Below are 20123 nucleotides of genomic sequence, written 5' to 3'. Positions count from 1 at the left end.
TCCCACCACCTCAACCTACAAGGTGGTGGGACGGGCGTTTTAACACGTCTTTAACGAGCCTTAGGTGGTCTCGTACCAACCCCAAGTGATCGCACGCCCCAGGGCGTGGAAATGAAGATTAAAGACTAGGACAGTCGGCGTGGATTCTGGGTCGATGTCGAGCTTTTCCACATCTACCGCATGCACTACGTAGAGGTAACGGTGCGGGGCATGCTCTGCGGGCGGATTCGGGCCGTAGTAGGTCTTCTTGCCGGAATCCCCGCGCATGCTAACCACGCCTTCGATGCCTAGGTCCTCAGCCGAACCTGCGCCGGTTGGAAGTTCTGTAACGGTGGCTGGGATGTTAAAGGCCGCCCAGTGCCAGAAACCCGATGCCGTAGGCGCGTCTGGGTCGAAGCAGGTAACCGCATAGGATTTCGTGCCTTCAGGCGCGCCGCTCCACTTCAGCTGTGGAGAGACATCAGAGGGGGCGCGGAAACGCTCAGCGATCTCCTCGCCCTCTACAATGTCTGCGGAGGTCAGCTCGAAGTTCGGCAGATCCTTTAACGGCGCATACGGATCGTGGCCGGGGAAACGGGAATCTTGTGCATATGAAGTCATATTTCAGTTGTACCTGAGGCCACACTATGCTGTCGATGAGTCTGGCATCTCAATTGGCAGCCCCCACGCCATACCGCAGGCGCAACTGCCAACTTACAACGATGTACTTTTACGCGCTTTAAAGGCCTCAAAACTAAGCCATTTTCCACTACTACCTGCTGATTTGTTTAATCTACGCGTTTCGCGCTACAGTATTCGAGTGCCCAGCCGAGAGGCTGAAAACACCCAGCCCGGGTGGCGGAATGGCAGACGCGCTAGCTTGAGGTGCTAGTGTCCTATTAACGGACGTGGGGGTTCAAGTCCCCCCTCGGGCACAAATGTGAAGTCTCGCGACATCGTTCCTATCGATGTCGCGAGACTTTTTCCGTAGCATCTATTGCCCTCCCTGCCTCGAGCTAAGATGAGGGCAATTATCCAAATGTTAAAACAAGGCGCACAACTCTCGCTTGCCTCGGAAGCGCGGCCGCTGCCAAGGCAGCCGCCTAGACTACAGCCTCCGGCTCAGCCTCGGAACCCTTAAGCTTTTTCGCTTTACGGCGTTCGATGAAGTACTTGATAATGATAGGCAGTACCGAAAGGAAGATGATGAGCAACATGATCTTCTCAATCGAGTCCGCGATACCCGGAATATTGCCCAGGAAGACGCCCACCAGATTCATCGACACCACCCACGCGATGGCGCCAGAGACGTTCCACCCCACGAAGTTCTTATAAGGCATCTTCGCTGTTCCAGCGGCAACCGGGATGTAGGTACGAACAATCGGTACGAAGCGGCCGAGCACAAGCGCAACCGGGCCATGCTTGGCAAAGAATTTTTCTGCCGCGACGAGGTGCTCAGTCTTCAAGATGCGTGCATCATCTTTGAATAGGCGGCGGCCGAAGCGATGGCCCAGGTAGTAACCAACTTGATCGCCCAGCACTGCAGCCACGATCCCCACGCCGAGAAGCGTCCAGATATTCACGTGCAGCTGGTCGCGCAAGATCGCCGCTGTAACCAGCAGCGAGTCACCCGGCAGGAACGGGAACAAAACGCCCGACTCAATGAATACAACGACGGCAATGCCGGCGATTACCCATGGCCCAAATGATTCCAATAGGGTCGCAGCGTCCATGTAGGACAAAAGGTTAGAAATTGCGTCCACTCGATACTCCAAAACATTCTTAAAGCGCCTCAACCAAAAAGGAGGCGCAGGTGATTGCATCTAAGTATCTCCCCTGTCTTGCCACTAAGTACAGCTCGACATGGCCTTTCACGGCAAATTGTCGCGATCGACACAGCATACATTCAGCCACCGCGATTCCACATCCAAAGATTGGCCCACTACTGTTTTATCCATGACTCGACTTCTTGGATGGCTGCGTAGCTTGGGCGGCTTCGTAAAAGACGTCTGTGCCTCTGCAGTCGCCGCCGTGCAAGGTTGGTCAGCCACGCGATGGTTGGTCGTCCTCACTGCTGCCATTTGCCTAGGCGTTGTCGCAGCGCTTGTCGATGTCCCCGACATCACCGCCCTGCGCTCCTGGGCCGAGAATATGGGCACCTGGTTCATTATCGCCTTCTTCCTAGGTTATGTCATATTTACGCAATTTCCGCTGCCCCGTACCTTTTGGACCGTGGCTGCAGGTATCCTATTCGGCCCTTGGCTCGGTCTTAGCATCTCTCTTGCGGCATTGACCGTATCTGCAGTGCTTTCGCTTTTCATCGTTCGCCTTCTCCTCGGCGACTGGATTCGCCCGCACCTAACCCACCCTGCGGTCTTCAAAATCAACACGAGGTTAGAAAGGCGCGGGTGGCTTGCCATCGCAAGCTTGCGAATGGTGGCAGGCGTGCCTTTTTCCCTCCTCAATTATGTCGCCGCGCTCACCCCTATCCCCGTCGGCCAATTCACCGTGGCCACACTTGTGGGCTCCATTCCTACCACCGCAATCGGCGTATTCTTCGGTGATACCCTGACCGGCCAATCGGAGCCTTGGATCTTCGTCGCCATTGCCTTTCTCGCCGCCATAGGCGTCGCAGGCTTGGTTCTCGACGCCAAGTTGCCGATGCGCCCCTAGGTAAACCCTCAAATGCTATGAAAGCCAAAGGACAGCGAGTCAAGTTTCACCTATAGACTTTATGGGCGCTATGCTGATTAGCACTTCGCTTTGAATATTCTTCGACCCTAGGAGGAACAATGCTCGCTGTACACGCACGCTATCGCGGCCGCTCGGTACGCCGCGCGGAACTGGTGCAGCGATCCGCCACCGCCCTTTCCACGCTCGACGGAGTCGGTGAGTTCCACGTCCTGGGTGTCGAGGACATCTGCGCGGTGGCGCACTCTGCGTCCTCCGTGTGTGACGTTGTCATGGCGCTGCTTGCCGACGGTGACTGGGCCATCGGCATCGGCGTATCCCCCGGAGCAAGCGGCGACGAAGACGCTGCCCGCCAGGTGGCCACTGCCGCGCTGAAAGGCTCGGCGCGCGCGGGCCAGGTATACGCCAAGATCAGCAAGCGAGGGCGCGCTTCGGAAGCTAACGATATTGCCGCCACCTTTGCCTTGCTTGGATTCGTGCTCCACAAGCGCACGATTGAGGGCCGCGAGGCAACCTCGCTAGTGCGCGCTGGCCTAAATCAGAATGAGGCAGCCGAGGAACTCGGCATCTCCAAGCAGGCAATGTCGCAGCGTCTGCAGGCCGCTGGTTGGGCCGCCGAGATGGCGGGTTGGCAGCTGGCGGTCAACATCATTGAACGCGCCGATACCCTTTAATATCCGAGGTCAGCTTTCGAAAGCTCGGGCGTGGTCACGAAATCGACCAGCCTTTCCACTGCCCCAATCAGCGTCGGATCTAGATCTCGGAAGGTATTGACGGCGGTATAAACTCGGCTCCAGCCTTCCTTCGGGTCAGACCAACCCACGCGCTTAGCGATGCCCGTCTTCCAATCCTCACCGTATGGCACCTCCGGCCATTCGCGAAGACCCAGACGCTCGGGCTTTACTGCCGCCCAAATATCGATAAAAGGATGGCCCGTTACCAGCACGTGCTCGCCCACACTCTGGGTAAGGCGGGTTTCCTTAGAACCTTCGACTAGATGGTCTGCCAGAACGCCGACGCGCCGGCCGGGGCCAGGCTGGAACTCAGCGAGACGTTCTTCCAAGTTGTCTAGACCCTCCAGGTATTCCACGACCACGCCCTCAACGCGCAGATCATGGCCCCAGACCTTCTCCACAATCGCGGCGTCGTGAATGCCCTCAACCCAGATGCGCGAGGGCGCCGCAACCTTTGCTTCAACATTGGCCACCCGCCGCGAACCGGAGTTGGACTTTTGCGGGGCCTGCTTTTCGACGTAGCGCGTCAGGGTGATCGGCTGCCCCTCCAACAGGAAGCCGCCTTCCACCAAGTTGAAAACACGCTCGTTTCCGTACCGATCCTCGAGGCGGACTACTTGACCAAACACGGTCTTGTCCACGCCCATCACTGCGCCGACAAAGTCGTCGCCACGTACCTCAACAACCATTCCAGGTTCTGCTGGAACCTTTGGGTACTCCTTCTTCTGTGCGCGTTTATGGCCTGCAAAGATGTCGCCGCCGTATGGATCGATACTCATGGGCCAAAAGTCTATCTACTAAACTTTGCCGTCATGGATATGCGCGCCGAGGTTTGGTCTCCTTTACAAAACACCGCAGTCTGGCTGGGCGCCTGGCTGTGGGGACACGAATCCACGGACGATCTCTTGGATGCGATGCAGGAGCTCGGTGGCTTGCAGGTGATGGAGGATGAAGCACCCTTTGTGGATTTGCTAGCTTACCTGCGGGCAGAAACTTCCGAGATTGTGCAAAACAGCGAGCGCGAACCCGTGCTGCGTCTTGTCCTTTCCGGGCCGGGCGAGTCCCCGTTATTGCCAGCAGGCTCGAAGTCATGGAAGGCGGCGGCCGCAAGCGATGCGGGCGCAATCGTTGTGCGCACCAATGATCACAACCGCCACTTAGTGCTCGTGCCCCACTATGGAAACTCCAGCACCACTTGGCACGTGTTCGAGGAGGAACTGCCCTTGCCTGCGCCTGCGTGGCTGAGCCCCGGCGAGGCTGACGAGCTGCTCAGCAAGGCAACCAACCAAGCCGCACTACTCATCGAAGCTGCGGGCTACAAATCGGATGCTTTGCATAATCCACGGCTAACCGTGGGCAGTCTCAGCGATTTTTATGACACACCGAGACTTCCACGATCAGTATCACCGCGGGCCGCAAAGCTTTTCGCCCGTGCAGACCGCGTGGGCGCGATTATCGAAACTGTGACGGAAAGAATGAATCACAGCCTCGTTCATCACCTTTTAGGTCTGTGGCGGCATATTCGTCAAGCGCGTATGGCGGGCGTTGCACACGCGCTTTCGGATTTCAGCCGCTAAGGGCCATTATTTACGCAGCGACCAAATATCGCAGCAGCCCTCAGCGCAGGGAGCGCCGTTGGTAGTACAGCCTTGAACGGTGACGTTGCCAATGCTCTCCCACTGCTTATCCTGCTCGAGCTCCTCAATAAGATCCACGATCATCGATGCAAAGGAATCGGTCGGGCCAGCGGTGCGGGTACGTTCAACGAGCACGCCCATGTCACCGGCCGCTTTCTTAAGCTCCGTATCGAGGTCCCATACAACCTCCATATGGTCAGAGATGAAGCCGATCGGGCAAACGACGATCGCCTCAACGCCATCCTTGTCATGGATTTCGGTGGTGTGGTCGACGATGTCGGGCTCGAGCCATGGGGTCTTTGGGTTGCCGGAGCGCGACTGCCAGACCAAGTCATAGTCAGCTACACCTGCGGCTTCTGCCACGAGGCGGGAGGCTTCGGCGACCTGGCGGGAGTAGATATTTTTATCGCCTTCGCCGCCACCGACGTTATCGTGCGCGGTAGGTACGGAATGCGCAGTAAAGAGCATGCGTGCCTGCTTGCCCTCGGGGATCTTGGCGTAAGCGTCCTTTACCGCCTGGGTCATCTCTGCGATGAACTTCGGGTGATCGTAGAACTGACGGATCTTGGTGAACTCAATCTCCGGCAGGCCTTTTTCCGCGAGGTGCTCGCGCAGCTGGCGAATATCCTCGTCGTACTGGCGGCAGGCAGAGTAACCACCCCACGCAGAGGTTGCGAGAACGGCGACGTTACGGACGCCGTCGGCAGCCATCTGCTCCACTGTCTCGGTGCCGAATGGGTGCCAATTACGGTTGCCGAAGTAGACAGGTAGATTATGTTCGCGTTTTTTCAGCTCCTGCTCGACGTGGTCGATGATTTCGCGGTTGAGCTTGTTGAGCGGGCTTATGCCGCCGAAATGGAAATAGTGCTCGCCTACTACCTCAAGGCGCTCACGTGGAATGCCGCGCCCGCGGGTAACGTTCTCCAAAAACGGAACGACCTCCTCGTTTCCTTCCGGGCCACCGAAAGAAAGAACGAGGAGGGCGTCGTAGTTGCGGGCAAGCTGTTGTGCGTCAGTCATACCGCAACTTTACCAACCAAAGGTTGGGGCTTAGAGGAGGCGCACGACATTAGGCGTCATTCCGGACCAACGCACAGGAGAAATCTGAACGTTAGATCCAGACTGAGGAGCCTCAATCATGGTGCCGTCGCCAAGATAGATAGCTACGTGCTGGCTTGCGCCGGGCCCGTAGAAGATAAGGTCGCCGCGCTGCATCTCGCTAGCTGGGACCTGAGTACCCTTCTGGTACTGGTAGCCGGTGTAGTGCGGCAAGGAGATGCCGGCACCGGCAAAGGCGTACATCGTAAGGCCAGAGCAGTCGAAGCCGACCTTGTTGTAGTCGCCGAAGGAGTCAGCCACGCCGCCGTCGCGGATGCCCTTGGTGGGTCCGTTCGCGTCGCCACCACCCCATGCATAAGGCATGCCGATCTGGGACTTTGCACGGGCGATGACCGCTTCAATCTTCGCGTTACGGTCGGCATCGCCAAGCGCACTCGTTGCTTTTTCCGTGACATCATCCGTGGTGTCCAACTCGCCCAGGACGTCAGAGACCTCACCGGTCAATTCATCGTCGTCGGTGTTGCTGGTGGTGCCGCCCTGGAGAGCTGCTAGCTGCGAAGAACCCTGCGCCAGCGAGTCCAGCTCCTCCTGGGTCAAGCCCGTATGATTTGGCTGGGCCGCGCCAACAATCGCGGCAGCCGCACCGATTGCCGTGCCCGCGAGCGCCAGCGTCGAGGAGTCGACGGAAGAACCGTGCATGCTGAAACCTTCGGAGGAAAGCTTTTGCACGTTCGGATCCGAAGACAGCTCCTGGGCCGCCTCCGCTGCCTTCTGGACGTCGCTCGCGCTAAGCTGCGAGCCAGACCTATCCGCACGGAAGTCCCGGGTTACGGAATCCGGCTCGCCGCCCTGCATCATCGAATCAGACTCGGTAGCTGATGTAGATGACTCCGCCGCGGAAGCGTCAGGAGCAAGCGCCGCTTCGCCACCGTTGGCATTAGCATTCGCAGAAGCGCTTTCCGACGTCGACTGCGTTGCGCCCGCAGCATTGCTTGCCGCCGCGGACTCCTGGGAGCCTGCTGCCGGCGCCTGCGAAGTAGCCGCGCTATCGGTCTGAGCCTTCCTCTTGGTCAAGTTATTTGACTGGACGTTTGAGCCAGACTCTCCAGTCTTAGACTCGTTGGAATCTAGCTCTTTGGCTTGATTTAGCGCATTTTGCACCTGGGAGCGCTGCTTTAGCAAGCTCTCGCGCTCGGAGGAAAACTCGGCCACGTTCGACTGGCTTTCTTCCAGGGTTTGACGCGCTTGGGCCTCAGCCTCGGTAGCTTTTTCCTCGCGCAGCTGTGCCAACTCCTGGGTCTTGCGAAGCTGCGATTCCTTGTTCGCCTTCTCAGTGCGCTCTCGCTCCAACCGATCCAAGACCGCCTGCTGATCCTTGGTTTGCGTATGCAGATAGGTCTGGCGCTCCAGCATCTCGCCGCGCGCGTCATTTCCCGCAGCCGTGGAGACAGCGTCAGAAGTATTGGCACGGCGGTAAGCAGTACGCGAAAGCTCATTGAGCTTCTTCTGAGCCTTTTCGACTTCCGACTGTGCGGAATCGAGTTCACCACGCGCCGCAGTGGTGCCACGGCGAGCCTGAGCGGCTTCCGTACGCGCGTCCTGGAGGTCGACCAAGGCACGGTTTACTGCCTCACGTCGCATTCCAATTTCTCCCTCGAGCTTCGCAATCTGCTCTTCAATGGTGGCAATGGCGCCAGCAAGGTCAGCGACAGATGCATCTTTCGAGGAAAGCAAGGACTGGATGTTGACCGGTTCTTCCGCCTGGGCGGCAACCGGAGCAAGGGTGGAAACGGTAGATAGCGTCGCGGTGGTTGCGACGGTGACTAACAGCGTCTTCAGACGCCGAGAGCCGTACTTAAAGATGGTGGCCACGAGAAGTATCTCCTAGACACCCACGCTTCGCCGAATTGTTTCACGTCATGCAAAAGCTCATCCCTACACAATCAGCCACAATCAGCCCAGCCAAACCCGATAGAAGCTATGAGAGTCCTCGCCTGCGACCGGCGAGGTAGCCTTCGAGCATCCACCTCGGCACAAGATACAGATGCGCCTGTCAGCGAGCTGGCTGGCAGAAAGCTAGCGGGTTTACACTGTTGATTTAGATATAGGAATGCCCGGGACTTAACTTAAGCCAGCTTAAAAGCGCATGTCTTAACTAGCGCACCCCTTTGAACTCTTTTACCTAATCGCACAATGGCAAAAGTTAGGGGCACGTTACCCGGCACCAGGCAGCCTTGGAGTAGGTGCAGATATACGCATTCGATGCGTACACCGCCCTGGCAGTACAACCTTTAGGCAGGTTGTGCCTACGGTGAAAATGCGTGACGTTTATGCGCCGATCACAGGCGCGGGAGAAGCAATGCTGTGTTGAACTCGCGTCTTAACCCCGTATGAACCGCTCTAAAATCCGTGGCCTGCCGTCGCCGCAATTCCGTTGCGCTTGCGCGCGGTCGGGAGGGCGGAAAGCAAAATCCACGAACCTTGAACGGGCCGCACGAAGCTAGCCCTACGAGTAACTCGCTATGCCGATCACATTGCCATCCCCTTACCGAGAACCCGCAGAAGCTTCTCGCCCCAGAAGGCTGAAGCTGCACCGGCACCCGGTGAGGCGACGACAAGACCAACCGGCTTGCTTGTCCCCAATCGGAATGTGGGTGTGTCAATTCTTAAAAAATTCGAACACTGGAATCGGCTTCGACGAATCGTTCTTGGGGTGCCAGGTGTGTTCGAAATAAGCCAGCGCTGCTTTACGACGCCGCTGTCTCCGACACGCAACAGAGTTAAAGGCTCGCGCCTTAAAGCGTTATGCGTCAGGGCTTCAAACAACTAGGCCCCATCCCATCTGCTCATCGTGAGCCAGGCGGCGAACCTCAATCCCGCGATTTCCACTCGTGGCGTGCTTCCCCACATACCCGTGTGTCATCTCGATTGAGAGTCAAGGCTTGGCCCATGAACGTATGGAACAAGAATCAACCCGTGAGTCGATATTTGAACCATACGTCACCGACACACCGTCGCGCACACTTTCCTCAAAATTCACTCCAGTCAAGTCGCGCCACATGACGTTACAAAGGCAGCCAACCTGCAATAATTTTGTTACCTTCCCGTGATTGTGTGTTTCATCACACTACTAGTGAAATCTCCACGCAAACCCCCTTTAGCAGCCCCTCCCCCACCGCTTGTCAAGTCAGGGTGGTTGACTAGATCCCCTACCCCACTCTTGGAATTTGACACTCGCCAGACCAATTTCGACATCCGCCGGCGCCCAGATGTCCACAATCCCATAGCCACCAGATGGGCATGGATTGGTTTCCGCTTTAACTAAAGGGCGCAAAACGATCGCCTCGCCCAGCGTTAAATGGGAGGCAAATTCCCAACGGATTGAGGTCCAGATCCGCGCGAGATCGATGACTCAGGTGTAGCCAGATCGGTAAATTTGATGGCCAACTTTCGGGTTGATTGCAACCGCACGGTTCCCCTCATTCGGCACCCGGTGACCCCGACGGTTCACTCAGGTTCTGGGGATAGTTTTTCGAACAAATCTAAGTCTCATAGTTTCCGAAACGCTGAAAACGAGAGAAATCTTCGAGCTTCGGTTGAACCGAGGTTCGGCGGACAATCGTCCCACCGTTGGGCCTAGCCCATTTTCTCGGAACGCGTTTCACGCCTTGATGCAGACCTGAAAGCTATCCAAGCAACGGCGAGCGCGAGCACCACCATAAAGGCGGTGAGAATCACCGAATGGACGTCAAACCGATCTATGCCGTCGTAAAAGCGTTCAAGGAGCTCAACCTGATCGATGCCCCTAGGAATCTTGCGTTGCACTGCTTCGAGTTCCGCACGCGACAGCGAGCCACTCACGGCAGAGACATGCGAAGGCACTTGAACGATGACGGTGTCTAATCCCGTGGCATTTTGAAGATCGACGGCAAGGTTGCGGCTTTCTGCCGCAGTGGCGGTGTAGTCATCCACAACAGCAACGCCATGGCCGGCATGCAACGCCGCAGAAATGGAGTCCTGGACGGATTGATCGTTGGCCAGGTCCGTATTAGTAAAGGCGGAGCCATCCGCGCGTAGCTGCGCGGCGAGGTCAGCGATATCGATCGCCGGAGACTCAGCGCTTTCCGCACTCATTGCTCCCCTCCTCTACTTCGGTTGCTAATGCTGCCTTGCCGTAACCCACCCTATAAATAGCAGCCCATGGGCGCCTGTGAGCAAGCAGCTTCGATTCATAAAGTAACGCTGCCATCATCAGGATTGCCTATGTGACGCGCGAAACCTTCCCAAAAGGTGAAACAGAACGCTCGTACTGTTATAGTTGACACGGTCGTCGGTCGAAACCATTAGACTGGTTTCCGAACCTTCGCGTTCTTCTCGTTTCCAGCGCCTTGGCCTTAAACGCAAGCGCCTTATTCCTCATATATATGTGAACCATATATGTGAACATGGAAAGTGGCGGCTTACCTTTAAGGCGGTAGAGCTGGAAACCATGAACTTTTGTTCTGACAAACAAGGAATGGAGCTCCCTGTGACTGAAAGCCTAAACTCCTTCGGTGCCAAGAAGACTCTTGACGTCAACGGCAAGTCCTATGACTACTTTGACATCAACGCAGTCGCTGGCCTGGAGAAGCTGCCTTACTCCCTGAAGGTGCTTGCTGAGAACCAGCTGCGCTACGAGGACGGCAAGAATGTAACCAAGGATCACATCAACGCACTTGCTAACTGGGATCCGTCCGCTGAGCCGGACACCGAGATCCAGTTCACTCCGGCACGTGTTCTGATGCAGGACTTCACCGGTGTTCCGTGTGTAGTCGACCTCGCCACCATGCGTGAGGCAATCTCCGCTCTGGGCGGCAAGCCAGAGCAGGTTAACCCGCTGAACCCGGCAGAGATGGTCATCGACCACTCCGTTATCGTTGAGGCCTTCGGTTCCGCAGAAGCGCTCGAGAAGAACGTTGAAATTGAGTACGAGCGCAACCAGGAGCGCTACCAGTTCCTGCGTTGGGGTGCTGAGAACTTCTCCAACTTCCGCGTTGTCCCACCGGGAACCGGCATTGTCCACCAGGTCAACATCGAGTACCTGTCCCGCGTCGTCTTCGACAACGACGGTGTCGCATACCCAGATACCTGTATCGGTACCGACTCCCACACCACCATGGAAAACGGCCTGGGCATCCTGGGCTGGGGTGTTGGCGGCATCGAGGCTGAGGCTGCAATGCTCGGCCAGCCGGTCTCCATGCTTATCCCGCGCGTTGTCGGCTTCAAGCTGACCGGCGAGATCCCAGTCGGCGTTACTGCAACCGACGTCGTTCTAACCATCACCGAGATGCTCCGCGAGCACGGTGTTGTCCAGAAGTTCGTTGAGTTCTACGGCAATGGCGTTAAGTCCATTCCGCTGGCTAACCGCGCCACCATCGGCAACATGTCCCCAGAGTTCGGCTCCACCGCCGCAATCTTCCCGATTGACGAGGAAACCATCAAGTACCTCGAGCTCACCGGTCGCCCAATGGAGCAGATCGAGCGCGTCGAGGCTTACGCCAAGGCACAGGGCATGTGGCTGGAGCAGGACGCTCCAGAGGCAGAGTACTCCGAGTGCCTCGAGCTGGACCTGTCCACCGTTGTTCCTTCCATCGCTGGTCCAAAGCGCCCACAGGATCGCATCCTGCTGTCCGAGGCTAAGGAGCAGTTCCGTAAGGATCTACCGACCTACGCAACTGGCGACGTCGTCGTTGACGAGTCCTCCCTTGAGGCAAAGCGCATGACCTCCGAGGGCGACGCTGACGAGGCACTCGTTGACGTTACCGGCGGTCTGAACAACTCCCGTGAGGGTCACGGCGAGTCCGCAGCCAAGGGTGGCTCCGGCCGTCAGTCCAACCCAGTTACCGTCACCTCCCCTAATGGCGGCGAGTACACCCTGGACCACGGCATGGTTGCAATCGCTTCTATCACCTCTTGCACCAACACCTCTAACCCATCCGTCATGGTTGGCGCTGGCCTCATCGCCCGCAAGGCTGCTGAAAAGGGCCTGACCTCCAAGCCATGGGTTAAGACCATCTGTGCACCGGGTTCCCAGGTTGTTGACGGTTACTTCCAGCGTGCAGACCTCTGGAAAGATCTTGAGGCTCTGGGCTTCTACCTCTCCGGCTTTGGTTGCACCTCCTGCATCGGCAACTCCGGCCCGCTTCCGGAGGAGATCTCCGCTGCCATCAACGAGCATGACTTGGCTGCAACCGCAGTCCTGTCCGGTAACCGTAACTTCGAGGGACGTATCTCCCCGGACGTCAAGATGAACTACTTGGCTTCCCCAATCATGGTTATCGCTTATGCTATTGCTGGTACCATGGACTTCGATTTCGACACCCAGGCTCTGGGTCAGGATCAGGACGGCAACGATGTCTTCCTGAAGGACATCTGGCCTTCCTCCGAGGAGATCGAGGACACCATCCAGAAGGCAATCTCCCGCGAGCTCTACGAGGCTGACTACGCTGACGTCTTCAAGGGTGACGATGCATGGCGCTCCCTCGATGTGCCAGAGGGCGAGACCTTCGACTGGAACGACGACTCCACCTACATCCGCAAGGCACCGTACTTCGACGGCATGCCGGCAGAGCCGACCCCAGTCGAGGACATCAAGGGCGCTCGCGTTCTTGCCAAGCTGGGCGATTCCGTCACCACCGACCACATCTCCCCTGCTTCCTCCATTAAGCCGGGCACCCCTGCTGCTCAGTACCTGGATGAAAACGGCGTTGAGCGTCAGGACTACAACTCCCTCGGTTCCCGTCGTGGTAACCACGAGGTCATGATGCGTGGTACCTTCGCCAACATCCGTCTGCAGAACCAGCTGGTCGACGTTGCTGGTGGCTACACCCGCGACTTCACCCAGGAAGGCGCACCGCAGTCCTTCATCTTCGACGCTTGCGAGAACTACAAAGCAGCTGGCATTCCGCTGGTTGTTATCGCTGGCAAGGAGTACGGCACCGGTTCTTCCCGTGACTGGGCTGCTAAGGGCACCAACCTGCTTGGCGTCAAGGCTGTCATTACCGAGTCCTTCGAGCGTATCCACCGCTCCAACCTCATTGGTATGGGCGTTATCCCGCTGCAGTTCCCGGAGGGCGAGTCCCACGAGTCCCTCGGCCTGGATGGCACCGAGACCTTCGACATCGAAGGCATCTCCGCTCTCAACGAGGGTGGCATCCCGAAGTCGGTTCACGTGACCGCTACCAAGGAGTCTGGCGAGTCCGTCGAGTTCGACGCTAAGGTCCGCATCGATACCCCGGGTGAGGCCGACTACTACCGCCACGGCGGCATCCTGCAGTACGTGCTGCGCCAGATGGTTAAGGCTTAAGGTCTTCACACCATCTAATTCCTAGGTAAAACCCTAGGTAGAGCGGGGATCGCAAGTTATCTTGCGGTCCCCCTTTTAGACTTGACCGGGGGAATCCAAGCTCCGGTTAGAACTAAATATTTCTAACTTGCTATCTAGAAGAAACGGATTTTCTATGCCCATCGTGAGTGATGCTGAGCTCAACCGACGTCGACATGACATCCTCGTTGGTGCACGCAAGTGTTTCGCCGAGCATGGCTACGAGGGAGCTACGGTCCGCCTTCTAGAAGAGGCCACGGGCAAGTCCCGCGGCGCCATCTTCCACCACTTTGGCGACAAAGAGTCATTGTTCTTGGCGCTGGCGCGTGAAGACGCTGCCCGCCAGGCGGAGGTCGTTGCGAATAACGGCTTGGTCGAAGTAATGAGTGAGATGCTCCGCCACCCAGAGCGCCACGATTGGCTGGCTACTCGGTTGGAGATCTCATCGCTGCTGCGGACCGATCCTTCGTTCCGCGCGCGGTGGGTGGACCAACAATCGGTGCTTTCCGACGCAGTCCGTGCCCGCCTACAGTCCAACGCTGAGGAAGGTCGCATGCGCGACGACGTCAGCGTGGACACGTTGGTGCTCTACCTCGAGACCTTCATGGATGGCTTCATTTCCCGCCTAGCACTCGGTGACCACGCTGGTCTTAGAGCTGTGCTAGACCTCGTGGAGCAAACCATCCGTAAAGATAAAGCGGGTGCCTAGCCGGCTTAAATACTGCTGACTGGATTCTCGCCATCGATGAAGGCCAACGGGCTAGCCGGAAGGCTCTCGCGGCCAACAACTTCAGTAATCACCTCGGCAACCAGCTCACGGCTAGTCTGGCCGTGAGGATTCGTATCCTCGATTACCTCGATGCCGCCCGCTGGCTCTTCCGTAAGCGCAGATGGGCCGAGGATGACATAGTTCAGTTCAGAAGAATTCAGGCGGTTGTCTACTGCCTTCTTTGACTCAACGTAGGCGTACCAAGACTCATCATTGGGATCGGTCTCGTTGTGCGTTGCGCCAACGTAGGAGATCATCACGTAATCAGGTACCTTTTTGCCCTCTGCTTTGAGCAGCTCTAGGGCGTCGATAGTTGCCATTGCGCCATCGCGATCTACAGCCCAGGTAAGGTCTGCGCCTCCACGGCCGCCGTTACCGGCACCCCACACCACGGTGTCGAAGTCCGCGAAAAGCTCAGCCCATTCTTGGGCGCTGGTCTTTGTGATGTCCTTCAGCACTGCGGTAGCGCCTAGGTTTTCAATCTCCTCCACTTGGGACTCGGAGCGGATCAGCGAATGAACGTTGTGGCCCACTTTTAGCATCTTCGGGGTGGCAAGCAGACCGACCTTTCCGTGTCCGCCAATGTAAAGTACTTTCTTTTTCGTCAAAGTCATGGCCCCCACCGTACGTGAAGAGCGATAGAATTTAATCCATGATTGCCATTATGACTGTTACCGGTGCGGATAGCACCGGAATTATCGCTTCTGTTACAACCAGTCTCGCTGAACTTGGAGTCAACATCGTTGACGTCTCCCAGACCTTGATGTCTGGCTTCTTCACCATGATTCTGCGCGTGGAATTTGATGAATCTGAGGTTTCGATCCAACAGATTCAAGAGCGCATGAATAAGGTGGGCGAAGACATCAACCAGTCCATCCGTGTTCAATCCGAGGCGCTGTTTACAGCGATGAACGAGATCTAGATATGCTCAATCGCTTTAATACCGTAAGTATCCTCGACACGATCGAGATGATCGATAAGTACCGTCTCGATATCCGTACCGTCACCATGGGTATCTCGCTGCTTAGCTGCACGCGCTCTTCTATGGACGCTACAGCACAGGCTGTCTATGACTTGGTCACCGAGCGAGCCAAGCACTTGGTGGAAGTCTGCGAAGGCATCGAGCAAGAGCTCGGCATCCCGATCGTGAACAAGCGAATCTCGGTGACCCCGGTCAGCCTGATCGTGGCTGGTGTCGACGGCAACCCGGTCGAGGTAGCCAAGGCCCTGGACCGTGCCGCAGCTGAGACCGGCGTCAACTTCGTCGGCGGCTACTCTGCTCTCGTGGAAAAGGGCGCCACCACCGCGGAAAAGAAGCTCATCAATTCGATCCCTGAGGCACTGTCCACCACGGAGCTCGTGTGCTCCTCCGTAAATATCGCGTCCTCCCGCGCGGGCATCAACATGAATGCCGCCAAGCGCATGGGCGAGGTCATCAAGGAGGCCGCCGAACTGACCAAGTATCAGTCGGCGATCGCCTGCGCCAAGCTGGTGGTCTTTGCAAACTCCGTGGGCGACAACCCGTTCATGGCGGGTGCCTTCCACGGCATCGAGGAACCGGATTGCGTGGTTTCCGTGGGCGTTTCCGGCCCCGGCGTGGTTGACCGTGCGTTGGGCAACCTCGAGGGTGCCACCCTGGATCAGGTTGCCGAGGAGGTCAAGAAGGCCGCGTTTAAGATCACGCGTGCTGGCCAGCTCGTGGGCAACATGGCCTCCGAGCGCCTTGGCGTTCCCTTCGGCATCATTGACCTTTCCCTGGCACCGACGGCCGAGCTCGGCGACTCAGTGGCACACATCCTCGAGCACATGGGCCTTGACCAGGTCGGCACGCACGGCACTACCGCCGCGCTGGCGCTGCTTAACGACGCAGTGAAGAAGGGCGGCATGATGGCGTGTTCCCGCGTCGGCGGCCTTTCGGGTTCCTTCATCCCGGTCTCCGAGGACAAGGGCATGATCGACGCAGTGCGTTCCGGTGCCATCTCCATGGACAAGCTGGAAGCCATGACCGCAATCTGCTCGGTCGGCTTCGACATGATTGCGCTTCCTGGCGATACCTCTGCGGCAACTATTGCCGGCATGATTGCTGATGAAGCCGCCATCGGTGTGATGAACCATAAGACCACCGCGGTCCGCGTTATTCCAGTACCGGGTGCCAAGATTGGCGACGAAGTCAACTTCGGTGGTCTGCTCGGATACGCTCCGGTCATCCCGGTCAACACCGTGGGCAACTCTACGTTTGTCAATCGCGGCGGCTTTATCCCGGCACCGGTCCACGGCTTCCGAAATTAATCAGCAGCGTAGAGCTAGAGAGGTGACCTGCGCATAAGCCGCAATTTCTTCTACGAAACGAGGTTCATGGCAGGTCACCACGAGGGCTGCTCCCCTTGCTAAAGCGTGGTGCATGAGCCGGTGCACCCACGTTGTGCCCCGGGCGTCGAGAAGCGTGTCTGGCTCATCCAACATCACGACCTCGCGCCCCTGCGCCACCACGTGGGCAATCTGTGCTACGCGTAGCTGGGACATAGAGACGTCCAGCGGATGATCATCGAAGGCAATCTCGGCGGAAAGCTGGCTCAAGAGTTCTTCGGGTAGAGTCCCTTCCCCGATCCACTGGGCGATGGTGGGTTCAATAATCTGATCTAGCGGCGACTGTAAAGCCAGCGATGTGCTCGCATGCACAGGAGCATTTCCGTCGAGGCCGGCCATCGCGCGCAACAGCGTGGTCTTGCCGGAGCCGTTGTCGCCGCGCAGCCACAGCACGGCGCCGTGCTGCAACCGCAAATCCACCGGCCCTACCGTGAAAAGCTTGGAGTCCACAGGTTTCAGGTTCCACCACCGCCTGCGCCTGCCACCGCGCTTGGCTTGAATACCGTCTAGAACGATTGCCTCACCAGACGGAACAATCGCTTCCAGTTCTTGGCCGTCCTGCGCGAGCATCTGCATCTCGTGCTCGACCAACACCACGGCTGTTTGATCCAACTTTCCTAAGTAGGCCGCGATGCGTTCGCGGGAATGCGCGTCTAGGCCGGCCCATGGCTCAACAATAATCAGGATTTCCGGTCGCGCGATGGCGACTTGTGCCAGTGCGAGCCGACGCGTTTGACCGCCCGACAGCGTGGCGGGATTGCGGGTGCCATCAAGGTCGACATCGCCAAGCGTGGCGTCAACACGCTGGGCCATCTCCTCGCACTGCCTGCCTTGGTTCTCCAAGGCCAAAGCCAGTTCCTCACGCACGGTATCGCGCAGAAAAGTAACGTGCGCAGCCGCAAAGGAACCAATGACAGTATTTACGCCTAACTCCCGCGCGAGTTCCTGTGCCACTTCATCGGCGTTTTCCTCAAAAGCGACCCTCAAGGTGTGGATTTCACCAGGTTTTAGCTCCATATCACCGCTCCCAAGATGCTAAATACTGGCAAGGTCCAGCGCAATACTTGCTGGAACTTACTATCTGGTACGGGGACCAGCACTGTACGTTTGCCCGGGGTATCGAAGCCAATGGCTCCCAACGCATGCCCGCGGCTTGCGCCTTGGGTAAGCAAGCGTGCGATGACCGGAATGATGACACGGGGTGCAACATTGCCCAAGTGAATCTTCGCCCCGGCGAGGCGGTTAGCATCGCGTACTGCGGCCACCGTTGCAGCACCCTGCGGCAATGATTGGAGCGACGCCCCCACAACATATGCGGCCTTGTGTCCAAACCGCGAGGTTTGCAGCCATTTGGCTACGTCACTTACCTTTAGTGCTGCCGCTGCAGCGAGGATGCATCCCATGAGCGTGGCGAATCGCAGCGAAAGCTTAGCTGCAAGCCACAGCCCGTCACTGGTTAAAAAGGGCGCGAGGCGATTATCACCATAGGGCGCATGGATAAGCACCATCGAGGCGGCAGCGGGAAGCGCCAATACCGCGGTGGTCGCTACCACGGAGATGGAGCGTGACCAGATGGTGCCGCATATAAGCCATACGCTAAGCAGCACAAAGCTAAGCCAGGGCTGGTTGATCGCCACGACGAGAAACCACGTTGATGCGGCCGCACTGAAGATAGTTGCGGGATGAATCATAGCTGAGGGCGCAGCGATTCCAGGGTGCGCTTGGGCAATGCCTTGACGGTGGCCCACACGATCAAAAACACGATGATCTTATCGAGCGGATCGGAGATAAAGGACTGCAACGTCACCGATGCGAGTAGAGAGTTTCCCAACTCGCGGAAAAGCGAGACCACAGCGCCCGTACCCAGGCCGGCTGTTCCTCCATAAACGAAAGCCGCAACCGGTGCCGCAAGCATGCCGGAGATGATGCCGATAACAGCACCAGAAGCAACAACGCGCCACCACTTCTTAAACGCGCCGTGGGAAATAGCCCACCCGGAAAGGTACCCAGTAGCTGCAGAAACGGCCGCAAACGGAAGTGCTGCGGGATTGATGAGTCCCCACACCACCGAAGACAACGTGCCCGTGGCAAGGCCTGCGATTGGCCCGGCAAGAGCGGCTACGAGGATCGTGCCGACCGCGTCCAAATACAAAGGCACTCCGATAGAACCGATGATCTCGCCTACCACGATGTTTAAGACCAGAGCTACTGGAATGATCGCGATAGTACGGGCTGGAAGAACAGGCAATGTGCCTGCCAACAAAAACACGGCACCGCCCACATAGCCGCCCAAGGTAATGAGTGCCTCGGTCGAACCGGCTACTGATTCCCAAGAGGTCGGACGCACGAGGACCAGATAAATCCACGTCGCTGCAACCAAAAGGCCGCCGGCCAGGACCATAGCCTTGCGCGCAGGCGTTAGAGATAACTGTGACATAAAAAGAATTCTCCAGATAAAAGAAATGAAAGAAGGAAAAGCAAACGGATCTGCTTTGGATTTAATGCCCTATGTCACCTCGGGCAACGCACCAATAATAGGCAGACTAGGCGTGCTTGCTCAAAATCCGCGCGGCGCGAAGAAACTCAGCATGCGCGCCGGGGATATCCACGGCCTGCACGAGCCGCGCATTATGCGGCAGATCCCAATGCCCACGCAAGTCCGCGACGCTGGTTCCTCGCATCAACTGTGAATCCGCTTCGACCGCCACGGTGGTCTCTTGCTTTAGGTAGTCCACGCGCTCGAGCGCAATCATGCACGTTAAAAGGTCATGGATTTGTGCTTGGTATCCCTCGCCCTGCGCGCGGTGAAACTCGAAGTAAAAACGGAGGATCTCCGGAAGGTGCGCCTTCACGGGGTGCTCCCCCAACTCCTTCATCAGCGCCTCCAGGCGTGGTGGATCGATGAGGAATTGCTCGGTGACCTCCAAAGAGCACAAGGTAGCGTTGACTGTTTCGCGCTGGAGAGCATCAAAGAATTGCTGTGCCGCATGCGGGTCCACCCAGAAATTCCACTCGGCCGTGGGTGTGGTATTGCCTCGATAGTTAATCGCGCCGCCCATAACGCTGACCTTGGAAAATCCTGAAGTGCCGGCCAAGGCGGCGTTTGTTAGCGGGCCGGTGACGACGAGCTCGGCCCGGGCGTCGGCTGCGGCCTGCCAAAGCTCGCGCCAATCGTGGTGCGGCTCAAACTTCGGCGCGCTGACATAACCCAAACCGGCAGCGCCATGAGTTTCAGGTGTGGTCACCAGCTCCGCCTCGAGCGGGACGGGATGGCCCGGCGCAACGGGAACGCCGCCCAGCCCGCAGACCTGCAAGATGAAAGCAGCATTGCGTGCGGTGGTCGAAACATCGACGTTGCCGGCCGTGGTAGTCACTCCCACCAGCTCAATCTCGCCGGCGTGATGCAGCCCCGCGAGATAGAGCAGGGCCAAGGCATCATCAATGCCTGGATCACAATCGATAAAGACCTTGCGTGCTGCCATCTGCTTTCCTCTCTATAGGTCCTTTTAACCTTGGTGTGGAAT

General features: G+C 57.6%; 18 protein-coding genes and 1 tRNA gene. 8 read left to right on the top strand and 11 right to left on the bottom strand.

Annotated elements, in window-relative coordinates; all coding sequences use genetic code 11:
• Positions 1-60 precede the first annotated feature (60 nt).
• Positions 61-600 (bottom strand): YbhB/YbcL family Raf kinase inhibitor-like protein, encoded by a 540-nt coding sequence (locus HMPREF3155_RS06990; protein WP_070432916.1) that lies wholly within the window; start codon positions 598-600, stop codon positions 61-63.
• Positions 601-828: 228 nt separating this feature from the next.
• On the opposite strand from HMPREF3155_RS06990, the gene HMPREF3155_RS06985 reads away from it, so the two are divergent.
• Positions 829-914, top strand: a tRNA-Leu gene (locus HMPREF3155_RS06985).
• A gap of 168 nt (positions 915-1082) precedes the next feature.
• On the opposite strand, the gene HMPREF3155_RS06980 is transcribed toward HMPREF3155_RS06985, so the two are convergent.
• Positions 1083-1712 carry a DedA family protein gene (locus tag HMPREF3155_RS06980; protein ID WP_062038979.1) on the bottom strand — a complete coding sequence of 210 codons (630 nt, stop codon included), beginning with the start codon at positions 1710-1712 and terminating at the stop codon, positions 1083-1085.
• Between the two features lie 223 nt (positions 1713-1935).
• On the opposite strand from HMPREF3155_RS06980, the gene HMPREF3155_RS06975 reads away from it, so the two are divergent.
• Entirely contained in the window at positions 1936-2652 is a 717-nt protein-coding gene (locus tag HMPREF3155_RS06975; RefSeq protein WP_070432915.1) for a TVP38/TMEM64 family protein, read from the top strand.
• A 119-nt stretch (positions 2653-2771) separates the two neighbouring features.
• On the top strand, positions 2772-3344 hold the full coding sequence (locus HMPREF3155_RS06970; protein WP_062035052.1) for a hypothetical protein: 573 nt from the start codon (positions 2772-2774) through the stop codon (positions 3342-3344).
• Here HMPREF3155_RS06970 and HMPREF3155_RS06965 read toward each other — a convergent pair.
• On the bottom strand, positions 3341-4183 hold the full coding sequence (locus tag HMPREF3155_RS06965; RefSeq protein WP_070432914.1) for a DUF3097 domain-containing protein: 843 nt from the start codon (positions 4181-4183) through the stop codon (positions 3341-3343). The genes HMPREF3155_RS06970 and HMPREF3155_RS06965 overlap by 4 nt on opposite strands.
• 33 nt (positions 4184-4216) lie before the next feature.
• Between HMPREF3155_RS06965 and HMPREF3155_RS06960 the strand changes: the two genes are divergently transcribed.
• Complete coding sequence (locus tag HMPREF3155_RS06960) at positions 4217-4981, top strand: hypothetical protein (RefSeq protein WP_061922418.1); 765 nt, start codon at positions 4217-4219, stop codon at positions 4979-4981.
• Positions 4982-4987: 6 nt separating this feature from the next.
• On the opposite strand, the gene HMPREF3155_RS06955 is transcribed toward HMPREF3155_RS06960, so the two are convergent.
• The 3 genes from HMPREF3155_RS06955 to HMPREF3155_RS06945 form a co-directional block, all read right to left on the bottom strand.
• On the bottom strand, positions 4988-6061 hold the full coding sequence (locus HMPREF3155_RS06955) for a ferrochelatase (protein WP_061922415.1): 1074 nt from the start codon (positions 6059-6061) through the stop codon (positions 4988-4990).
• 30 nt (positions 6062-6091) lie between these two features.
• Complete coding sequence (locus tag HMPREF3155_RS06950) at positions 6092-7972, bottom strand: DIP1281 family NlpC/P60 protein (RefSeq protein WP_070432913.1); 1881 nt, start codon at positions 7970-7972, stop codon at positions 6092-6094.
• A 1764-nt stretch (positions 7973-9736) separates the two neighbouring features.
• Complete coding sequence (locus HMPREF3155_RS06945) at positions 9737-10234, bottom strand: Rv1476 family membrane protein (RefSeq protein ID WP_061922409.1); 498 nt, start codon at positions 10232-10234, stop codon at positions 9737-9739.
• Positions 10235-10628: 394 nt separating this feature from the next.
• On the opposite strand from HMPREF3155_RS06945, the gene can reads away from it, so the two are divergent.
• Together can and HMPREF3155_RS06935 are read left to right on the top strand one after the other, a co-directional pair.
• Positions 10629-13445, top strand: coding sequence for an aconitate hydratase (gene can, locus HMPREF3155_RS06940; protein WP_210385648.1), 2817 nt, complete (start codon positions 10629-10631; stop codon positions 13443-13445).
• 154 nt (positions 13446-13599) lie between these two features.
• Positions 13600-14172 carry a TetR/AcrR family transcriptional regulator gene (locus tag HMPREF3155_RS06935; RefSeq protein ID WP_061922406.1) on the top strand — a complete coding sequence of 191 codons (573 nt, stop codon included), beginning with the start codon at positions 13600-13602 and terminating at the stop codon, positions 14170-14172.
• Between the two features lie 5 nt (positions 14173-14177).
• Here the strand turns inward: HMPREF3155_RS06935 and HMPREF3155_RS06930 are convergent, their stop codons facing one another.
• Complete coding sequence (locus HMPREF3155_RS06930; protein WP_061922403.1) at positions 14178-14846, bottom strand: SDR family oxidoreductase; 669 nt, start codon at positions 14844-14846, stop codon at positions 14178-14180.
• 38 nt (positions 14847-14884) lie between these two features.
• Here HMPREF3155_RS06930 and HMPREF3155_RS06925 point away from each other — a divergent pair, with 38 nt between their 5' ends.
• A complete protein-coding gene (locus tag HMPREF3155_RS06925) occupies positions 14885-15154 on the top strand; it encodes an ACT domain-containing protein (RefSeq protein WP_049062390.1) in 270 nt (89 codons plus the stop codon).
• A 2-nt stretch (positions 15155-15156) separates the two neighbouring features.
• A complete protein-coding gene (locus HMPREF3155_RS06920) occupies positions 15157-16521 on the top strand; it encodes a PFL family protein (protein ID WP_061922400.1) in 1365 nt (454 codons plus the stop codon).
• Here HMPREF3155_RS06920 and HMPREF3155_RS06915 read toward each other — a convergent pair whose 3' ends face one another.
• From HMPREF3155_RS06915 to HMPREF3155_RS06900, 4 genes are all read right to left on the bottom strand, one after another.
• Entirely contained in the window at positions 16522-17586 is a 1065-nt protein-coding gene (locus tag HMPREF3155_RS06915) for an ATP-binding cassette domain-containing protein (RefSeq protein WP_168162312.1), read from the bottom strand.
• Positions 17587-17606: 20 nt separating this feature from the next.
• Positions 17607-18290 (bottom strand): energy-coupling factor transporter transmembrane component T family protein, encoded by a 684-nt coding sequence (locus HMPREF3155_RS06910; protein ID WP_061922394.1) that lies wholly within the window; start codon positions 18288-18290, stop codon positions 17607-17609.
• Positions 18287-19036: a hypothetical protein gene (locus tag HMPREF3155_RS06905; RefSeq protein WP_061922391.1), complete on the bottom strand. Its 750-nt coding sequence runs from the start codon at positions 19034-19036 to the stop codon at positions 18287-18289. Before HMPREF3155_RS06905 ends, HMPREF3155_RS06910 begins: the two co-directional genes overlap by 4 nt.
• Before the next feature lie 106 nt (positions 19037-19142).
• On the bottom strand, positions 19143-20081 hold the full coding sequence (locus HMPREF3155_RS06900) for a nucleoside hydrolase (protein ID WP_061922389.1): 939 nt from the start codon (positions 20079-20081) through the stop codon (positions 19143-19145).
• Positions 20082-20123 lie beyond the last annotated feature (42 nt).

Source organism: Corynebacterium sp. HMSC06D04, assembly GCF_001807315.1.
GTDB classification, from domain to species: Bacteria; Actinomycetota; Actinomycetes; order Mycobacteriales; family Mycobacteriaceae; genus Corynebacterium; species Corynebacterium simulans.
This window is presented reverse-complemented; position numbering and strand designations above follow the sequence as displayed.

What these genes read in the sequence shown, in the direction of transcription:
- HMPREF3155_RS06970 (WP_062035052.1), top strand. Translation starts at nt 2,772, where the DNA reads ATGCTCGCTGTACACGCACGCTATCGCGGCCGCTCGGTACGCCGCGCG.
- HMPREF3155_RS06960 (WP_061922418.1), top strand. Translation starts at nt 4,217, where the DNA reads ATGGATATGCGCGCCGAGGTTTGGTCTCCTTTACAAAACACCGCAGTC.
- HMPREF3155_RS06930 (WP_061922403.1), bottom strand. Translation starts at nt 14,846, where the DNA reads ATGACTTTGACGAAAAAGAAAGTACTTTACATTGGCGGACACGGAAAG.
- HMPREF3155_RS06980 (WP_062038979.1), bottom strand. Translation starts at nt 1,712, where the DNA reads ATGGACGCTGCGACCCTATTGGAATCATTTGGGCCATGGGTAATCGCC.
- HMPREF3155_RS06900 (WP_061922389.1), bottom strand. Translation starts at nt 20,081, where the DNA reads ATGGCAGCACGCAAGGTCTTTATCGATTGTGATCCAGGCATTGATGAT.
- HMPREF3155_RS06975 (WP_070432915.1), top strand. Translation starts at nt 1,936, where the DNA reads ATGACTCGACTTCTTGGATGGCTGCGTAGCTTGGGCGGCTTCGTAAAA.
- HMPREF3155_RS06925 (WP_049062390.1), top strand. Translation starts at nt 14,885, where the DNA reads ATGATTGCCATTATGACTGTTACCGGTGCGGATAGCACCGGAATTATC.
- HMPREF3155_RS06935 (WP_061922406.1), top strand. Translation starts at nt 13,600, where the DNA reads ATGCCCATCGTGAGTGATGCTGAGCTCAACCGACGTCGACATGACATC.
- HMPREF3155_RS06945 (WP_061922409.1), bottom strand. Translation starts at nt 10,234, where the DNA reads ATGAGTGCGGAAAGCGCTGAGTCTCCGGCGATCGATATCGCTGACCTC.
- HMPREF3155_RS06965 (WP_070432914.1), bottom strand. Translation starts at nt 4,183, where the DNA reads ATGAGTATCGATCCATACGGCGGCGACATCTTTGCAGGCCATAAACGC.
- HMPREF3155_RS06910 (WP_061922394.1), bottom strand. Translation starts at nt 18,290, where the DNA reads ATGATTCATCCCGCAACTATCTTCAGTGCGGCCGCATCAACGTGGTTT.
- HMPREF3155_RS06905 (WP_061922391.1), bottom strand. Translation starts at nt 19,036, where the DNA reads ATGTCACAGTTATCTCTAACGCCTGCGCGCAAGGCTATGGTCCTGGCC.
- HMPREF3155_RS06990 (WP_070432916.1), bottom strand. Translation starts at nt 600, where the DNA reads ATGACTTCATATGCACAAGATTCCCGTTTCCCCGGCCACGATCCGTAT.
- HMPREF3155_RS06920 (WP_061922400.1), top strand. Translation starts at nt 15,157, where the DNA reads ATGCTCAATCGCTTTAATACCGTAAGTATCCTCGACACGATCGAGATG.
- HMPREF3155_RS06955 (WP_061922415.1), bottom strand. Translation starts at nt 6,061, where the DNA reads ATGACTGACGCACAACAGCTTGCCCGCAACTACGACGCCCTCCTCGTT.